At 62.9% G+C, this 8077-nt stretch carries 3 protein-coding genes; 1 reads left to right on the forward strand and 2 read right to left on the reverse strand.

Features of this window, described 5'->3' with window-relative positions; translation table 11 throughout:
* The first annotated feature begins 151 nt into the window (after positions 1–151).
* On the forward strand, positions 152–1267 hold the full coding sequence (locus ACUN0C_RS19895; RefSeq protein WP_445468154.1) for an IS5 family transposase: 1116 nt from the start codon (positions 152–154) through the stop codon (positions 1265–1267).
* A 164-nt stretch (positions 1268–1431) separates the two neighbouring features.
* On the opposite strand, the gene ACUN0C_RS19900 is transcribed toward ACUN0C_RS19895, so the two are convergent.
* A complete protein-coding gene (locus ACUN0C_RS19900; protein WP_445468155.1) occupies positions 1432–2916 on the reverse strand; it encodes a hypothetical protein in 1485 nt (494 codons plus the stop codon).
* Positions 2909–7894 carry an AAA domain-containing protein gene (locus ACUN0C_RS19905; protein WP_445468156.1) on the reverse strand — a complete coding sequence of 1662 codons (4986 nt, stop codon included), beginning with the start codon at positions 7892–7894 and terminating at the stop codon, positions 2909–2911. Before ACUN0C_RS19905 ends, ACUN0C_RS19900 begins: the two co-directional genes overlap by 8 nt.
* Positions 7895–8077: the final 183 nt, after the last annotated feature.

Consider the following 8077-nt stretch of genomic DNA (forward strand, 5'->3'; position numbering starts at 1 on the left):
CCTCCGTAGGCAGAGCGGTGCGCCTTCACGTAGGTTGAGGTCCAGCGCGGCGGTTTTGGCGATCCAGCGGGCCTAGCAGGCTGTTGAAGAAGTCGCTCGTCCTTTTGGGCCTTGACGTGATTCACTCCCGTATCTGGAGAGGAGTGTTGGGGTGCGGGGAACGGACGAGAGGACGGGGGCTCTGTTCAGCTACGTGGACCTTGAGGCGCGGGTGCCGGCGGTTCATCCGCTGCGGGCGATCCGGTCGCTGGTGAACGAGTCGCTTTCGGCGATTGCGGGCGACCTCTCGGCGCTGTACTCGGGCCTCGGCCAGCCGTCGATCGCGCCTGAGAAGCTGCTACGTGCGATGCTGCTGCAGGCCTTCTACTCGATCCGCTCGGAACGCCAGTTGATGGAGCGGCTGGAGTTCGACCTGCTGTTCCGCTGGTTCCTCGGGCTTGGCATCGACGACGCGGTCTGGGATCACTCGACATTCTCGAAGAACCGCGACCGGTTGCTCGCTGGCGACATCGCTGCGCGGTTCCTGTCGGCGGTGGTGGCCCATGCCCGGGTGAAGCGGCTCCTGTCGAGCGAGCACTTCAGCGTCGACGGCACGCTGATCCAGGCGTGGGCGTCGATGAAGAGCTTCAGGCCGACCGAAGAGCCTGGGGAAGGCTCCGGCCCTGACGAACCGCCGCCGGCGTTGGGCGGGCGCAACGCCGAGGCCGATTTCCGCGGCGAGAAGCGCTCGAATGCAACCCACGCCTCGACCACCGATCCCGACGCCAAGCTCTACCGCAAGGGTCCCGGAAGGGAGGCGAAGCTCGCCTTCCTCGGCCATGCCCTGATGGAGAACCGATCCGGCCGTCTCGTCGATGCCTGCCTGACCAAGGTGTGCGGCCACGCCGAGCGGGTGGCGGCGCTGGCGATGATAGAGCCGCACGCCGATCGGCCGCGGCCGATCACGCTGGGGGCCGACCGCGGCTACCACGCCGCCGACTTTGTGAACGAGTTGCGCTCGATGAACGTGCGGCCGCACGTGGCGCAGAACCTCACCCGCAGCCGTGGCCTCTCGGCGATCGACGGCCGCACCACTCGCCATCCCGGCTATGCCGCGAGCCAGCGGGTCCGCAAGCGCATCGAGGAGGGCTTCGGCTGGATGAAGGCAGTGGCCGGGCTCGACAGGCCGAAGCTGCGCGGCCTCGACCGGGTCGGATGGGCCTTCACCTTTGCGGCCGCCGCCTACAATCTGGTCCGCCTGCCGAAGCTGCTGGCGGTGCCGGCTTGAGTGAGACGATCGGCCCGTCAATGCAGCGGGCCTCGCCGAGACTCCGCGACGACGGGGCCACCAATCATTGGCGCCGACCCGCTCACCAGCAGCCCTCCATCACCACAAACGCTGCCGGCAAACGAGACCGAGCCGCCGAATGCACTGCCTTCTTCAACAGCCTCCTAGGTTTCCCTATCTGCCTTTTGCCTTGGTTGCAGCGCGGTGGCGAACTGGTTATGCAGGTCGCGGTCGCGCACAAAGGGCCAAAGCCTATCCGCTACAAACGCCTGCGTGCGGGCCACAACATTCTCGTCAAAGGATGCCCATCCCAAGGGAACGGCGTATCCCGACGAGGCGCCGATCGGCGCGTGAACAAGTGCTGCCACCGCAATGTGCGGAACGATCATGATCTCCAGTGCGGGCGGGACACCGCTGATATCCGCGTTGTGCACCTCGTCGAATGTCCTTTCGATAAACCGTGACGCCTTGCCGGGGAATAGGCAGACCGCTCGGATCTCGGCAGAACTTGTTGGAGCAATAGCTGCGATCCTGCGGCGGAGATAGAAAAGCGTGTCCCGCAGTTGGGTGGTCGCCCCCCATAGACGGCTTTGCGGCGCCAGGGAAAGGAGAAGCTCCGGCTGCTCGGCCACGCCACGCAAGCCGTACTCGACCACTTCAGAAAATCGCTTCGCGTTGGATTCGCTGTAGAGGGGGCCTATAATAGGAATCGTCTTGCGATCTGCACGCGGTTCACCGGCACGCCCGACGGCTTCCCTCCAGTAGCGGTTAACGTTCATGCCGACTCTTGTGATAAACTCCTTCAGAAAGTCGGGAGCAAGCTCTGCCATGGCTTCGTAAGCCTGCGGAGCGTTGATAAGAGTGCTGTTGGTCTTGAGGTCATCAACCAGCATGGCAGCCGCACTCTCAATCTGCGGTCGGTCGGCGATCTCATGTTCGGCCCTCCAGGAGCCCAAATCTATTTCCGGGACGCTTGGCGCTGAAGCCTGTGCGAACGCGCGGATCCGTACTGGTACCTGAAAGCGGTCCTTGGGGACCACCCGGTCCACCGAGTACAAGTCCCGTTGTTGAATCTGCTCGCGGTCGCGCCGTTCGGCGAGCTCGTGGAAGAACCTGCTGAAGCGATCGAATATCCTGTTCGCGACCCTGCCGGTCCCGGCGGGGTCCACGAGCGGCAATTCGGGAAGTGCAAGCTCCACGGAATCCATTGAACGCGGCGCCTGCGGCGCGATTGCCAGCAGGTCGAACCCTAAGTCGCGATTACGTTCCTCAACGGTATAGATGGCAGGATCGTCAGTTCCCTCTCTGAAAAGCGCCTCTCCCGCCGACGTAAGCCAAAGACGGCCTTCGCGCCGCTCCACAAAACCCGGGCCTGTAGCCTCGTTGAGGATGTATGCGATCTCAGCCTGCTCGAAGCCGAAGAACGCTGCGGCCGATTCCTCGGCAATACCGGGGACAGCCTTCACGATGCGCAACAGGAACTCTAGGCTTTGGCTGACCTTGCCGAGAACAGCAACCTTGTACGAGACCTCGTATTTCCGGCACGGCAGGAGCACGTCAAAGACGCCAATCTCCACCTGGCGGTCATTGTCCGCCGGGACCAGTTCGTGCCCCTTCAAACGCAGCAGCGGACGCGCCTGGTTAGCCATGGACTCCTCCTTCGGCCCGTGCCCTCGGCCGGGGGCCGACCTTCCAAGCAGGCTGCGCTGCCGCGCGCCCGATGATGTCGTCAGCGTCAATCGCCCGTGCCGCCCCTTGTGCGACTTGCCGCTCAAAAGCCTCCGCCATGCGGCCCATCGGGCCGTGCGAAGACCATCGCTTCCGCACGCCCACGATGACCAGCCGGTCCATTGCACGGCTTGCAGCCACGTTGATCCGGTTCGGCGTTGTCAGAAACCCTTCACGTACACGCCGGACACCGGCTTCCATTGGTCCCGCTTCGTTATTCCTCACCAGCGAGAGAAGAACTACTGGGTTTTCCTTGCCCTGATAGCTGTCGACCGTTCCGACCTTCAGATGACGATCGAGTAGATAAGCGAGAGCCGACTGGCGCAGCTTTCTGCGGATAAGGTCGCGCTGGGCGGCGTACATGCAGATGATGCCGATACCGGCAGGATGCTTTTGCTGAGTGATGAGCCAGTTCCGGAATGGCTCATGACCGTGCCAATCCTCCAGCATTGTCACGATCGCGTCCGCCTCTGCCCGGTTGGTGCGGCTGCTCCCGCCCTCTTCCGGCCGCTCTGCCGCGGCGTCGCCCATGCCGTCTGTCTCGATCCACAGCAACGGTGTGTCAAGCCCCGCCGGAAGCAAAGAGGGGTCAATCTCGGGCGTTTGTCGGCCCGCATCCAGCGGCATGTCGGGGTAAAATGCCTCCGAAACAAGCTGCCCGATAGGTGCCAACATCCGGTATTGGGTCTTGAGACGCGCGCCTGCCGCACGCCCGTAGGCGGTCGTGAACACCCGCTCGAAATCGCTGCGTTTGATCTCCCGCTTTGGAACCCGCATGCGCTCTGCAACCGCGTTGACAACCTCCGCCTTATGCTGCGGCTCCAGCTGCACGTGGTCTCCTACAAGCACCGCCCAGCGGGCCGCTTGCAGCGGCACCAGCAGTTCGCCTGCCGTGCAGCGGGCCGCCTCATCGACAATCACCAAATCGAACGCGGTCGTGGTCAGCCCAAGCGCCGTGCGCCCGAGCCCCACGCAGGTTCCGGCGACGATCTGGCGCGTGCCTGCAAGAAAGCTCTCAAAGCTGCGCTGCGCGCGTGAAACGCTGCCCATGAAGTCCCGACCGATGGCGGCGGCGCGATAGAGCCGGTCAAATCCGTCGGCGACGGTACCGGCGTCGCGCGCGTGGCGCTTAATCATCGCCTGCACCACTGTATCCGGCAAAGACTGCCACTCCCTCTCGCCCTCCATATCAAGTAGCGTTTCGGCGCCAAGCTTCTCCAGGTGCCGGCGCAACGTGTCCAGCAAGCTGTTCAGGCGCTGCTGAGCTAGGTCGGCTTCCTGCGTCAACTCCGCGAGAGTTTCGGCAACAGGACGAATGGTCGTTTCGATCGCGGCGATCTCGTCGGCGGCGCCCTCGGGCAGCCCCAACGCACGGGCGATCTCAGCGAGACGGTCGCGGAACGACGCGCGGAAGCGATCCTTGAAGCCCTGCTCGACTTTCGGGGTATGATAAGCTCGTAGCGGTAGGGAAACCTGCTCCTCGTCGCGCCCGATACGCAGCAGGCTCGGCTGAACGCCGCCGTTCCGAAACAAGGTGAGGACCGCCTCGGCGGCTGTATTCACGGCCTCGTGGGACTGGCTCGCCAAGAGCACATTGCGCGCCAGTCCATGGGTGAGGGCATAGTGCGTGAGCGCCGCAATGAAGCGGGTCTTGCCGGTTCCCGGCGGCCCCTGCAAGAGCCCGACCGGCCGGTTCGCGACAATGCGTCCGAAAGCGGCTTCCTGTTCCGGGTTCAGCGCATAAATGCCGAGCGCTCCTGGGGCGGGCTCGTGGCTGACGTTTAGTGGCACGGCACGTGCGCGGGGGTCGAATACACCAAGAAGATCGCGGGACCGTCCGTTGCCGGCCAATATCCGGTCCACGGCATCGGTTCTGCGTTTCAGGCTTTGGCGCTCCAGATGGCTCCAGAAGCGCAGGCGCTGGCCCGCATCAATGAGACGCGCCTGACGCGCCACTGTGGCGTCGCTCGCGTCTATAACCGCCAAGTCTGAGCGCGACGAATGGACGTCGAGCTGGCCGATGCGCCGCCATCTGCCATTCCGGTCCTGTCGCTCAACACCTACGGTATCGTGGCGCGCGAACTCGAACGCGCCGCTTTCAAGCTCGATGGGCACCTTGTGTCGACCCGAGCCGCGGTCGAACAGGCTGTCGAGCTGCGCTATGCCCTCGATAGTGAGCTCGTTTTCAACGTCGATCAACGCGCGCCATAGCGCCGGCACGTCAATCGTTGCGGACGTAGGGGCAGGCCGTGCGGCAATTTCCTCCGCGAGAGTGTCCTCGGCCACCTCTTCTGCAATCAGTGCAGCGGTAGGATCGTCAGCCTCGACCGGAGCGGGGGCCAATCCCGCTCGTTCCGCATCAATCCTTCCCCTGACCTCAGGGAGCACCAGAAGAGGCGCGAGCGCGGAAAACTCGTTCACGACGGCGCTGTCCACCGTGAGTGTAGCCTCCACCATATGGAATTCTTGGGCGGCATTACGCTTGATCTGACGCTGCTCCAGCCCCCGGCGCCACGCGGAGACCGGCTGCCTATTGTTGTCCAGCCGGACATCAAGCTCCTCGGCCGCGCCGCGAAGCACGAGGGATAGCGTGCCGCGCGCAGCATCGCGACGCACGCGCAGAAAGATGTAGCCCTCATCTGGCTCGATCGGGCCCGTGGCCGCACCAACGACGCTGACGGCGTAGCTAGCGACCACATGGCCAGCATCGTCTGACCCCAATTCGTTTAAGCGGGCGATCGCAGCCTCCACCTGGTCCAGAAGCGGCAGGAGTGTCGAGAGGCGAGGCTCCTTTTCGCGGCACTCCTTTATGGCTTTGGCGAGAGCGAGCGCTTCACGCTCCCCCAGCACGGCGCACGCGAACACTTCCTCCGCAATTCTGGTGACGGCGAACCGGTCACGTTCAAGCAGGCTTCCCAACAAAGGGGCATAAGCCGACGTGACGCGATCCCCGTCCGCCTGCGGCGAGAAGTCCAGTGCGTCGATAAGCACCGGGACGTTTTCGGCGGTTACAATAATATTAGTCGGCGCAATATCGCCGTGTCCCCAACCGCTCTCGTGAAGCCCATCGACCGTTCTTGCCAGACGCTCCACCAACGACAAAGCCACAGCAGGCGTACAGAAATTCTCCGGCGGTGCACCCAGAACAGCGGCCAAGGTTGGACCTTCGATCCAGTCCTGGACGAGGGCGATTGAGTCGCCGAGCCATAACACCTCCCGGACCGCTGGCAGGCCTGCAGGGCGATCGGCTTTCACGGCGGCCGCTTTTTCGAGAAAGGCCAGTAGGGCCGCTCCTTCGCGTGTCGTGTCGCCCCAGCAAGCCTGCTTCCAGACCTTCACGACGACCGGGTCGCCGCCGTTCTGGCTTCGCCAGATCTCCAAGCGATCGTTCTCTACGATGAGGTCTCCCGTTTCGGGAAAGGCCGTCATGAGCTGCCTGCCCGACCGGATCTGACCGCGGTGACGCTCAAGCCCGGCTATGATCTCGTCCCGGGTCGGTCGCTCGGCCGTCGCGTTGTTGAACGCCTGCAAGGCTTGGGGAGCATCCGGGTAGCGGCGCGCGGGATCTAGTTCCAGCGCCTCGGCAAACCAGTCATGCAGCGCGCGAAAAGTGCCGGCGCTATCGACTTCTGGATTCCATTCGGGCGGGCTACAGTCGGGAATCTTTCCGAACAGCAACTGATGCACAGCGACCGCTGCGAGGAACACATCGCGACACTTAGGCCCACGATCCACGCCCAAGTGATCTTCCGGCACATCCACGCTGGCAAGAAACTGATAGCGGGACTCACCGAGAGATCTGACCTCCGGAAAACGCGCGGCCATCAGGTGCGAAAACCTGACGCTCGTCGGGGCCTCAAGCCAGATGCTATGGCCGCCAAGATCGAGATGGGCGGCATCCTGCCCATGCAGGTGCGCAACGGAACTCAGAATCTGCCGCGCAAGCTCAATTTTCTCGCAAGGCGCGAGCCGAACCGCTTCGGTTCCGGCGAACACGGCCAGCCTCTGCATTCGACGGCGGCGGTCATAAACTTCCCAGTAGTGAACCCCCCGCTCCGGGTCATCGATCTTCGGCGGAAGCAGGGTTTGGTCTGCCGCGTTGCTGCGATCCTTGAGCCAGTGATAGACAATGTGCTCGCGCCCGGCGATCTCCCTGCGGCCATCCTCGTTCTGGAAGCGAGGGTCCGGGCATTTCGTGAAATCCCAAAGGCGCAGCGTGCCGAGGTTATTCTTGTTGCCTTCCTCGGCCGCTTCGTATTCGCGGTATATGTCCTTGGGATGCAAGAATGTAGGCGCCTCCTCGGCGATAAAACGTTCGAACCGCCGACGTCCCGGCTTAAACGGCGAACTAGGGCCGGCATTGAAGAACCGGTGAAGGCGATCTCTCCAAAACGTGTCCGTCAGCGGTGCAGAAATATATTCGTTACGTACATTCCCAAAGACTTCTCGCTCGCGGCGACTGTCTTTGACGACGCTCAGGAATTCGTCCACGGTAAGGACCTTTGCCTTCTCGGTTTCTGCGATGTCCGTGCGGTCGGCCTTCCCCGTAAGAACAACCAGACCCTCGATTCGCGGGAGCGGAAAGCCCTTGGTTTCAGGCCTCTTCTTGAACTCCGAGCCGAGTAGCAGAAGAATGTCCCGCGTAATCCCCGCGATCTTCCCAACCGGAGACGGGTCTCTGTCCGCGCCGTTCAGAAGCCAACGGCCATCGACGCTGGAAATCTTCCCGTACCAGTCCTTGAGATCGATGAGGAAAATCCGCCGGTCGGAGACGATCACGAGATCGATCTCGCGCATCCGTCCCACGCCGAGAGCGAGGTCAAGATTGGTGAAAGCGTACCACTCGGCTGGCAACTCGTCTCCGAACCGCTTAATGCCCTTGATCTCGCGCTTATGCACTCCGCGACCGGCGTTTGTTATTTTCATAAGGCCCCAACCCCGAAACACCACTTTGCATATAGCCAGATATCGGGAAGCGATCGAAGGCCTTTTTGGACGCTACGAGACAGAAAAGGCCGCACCCTCGCTGTTTCGGCAACAGCTCCTCGACGAGGGTAAGCTGCCGTTAACTTCCCGACCTCA

Source organism: Faunimonas sp. B44 (genome assembly GCF_052655945.1).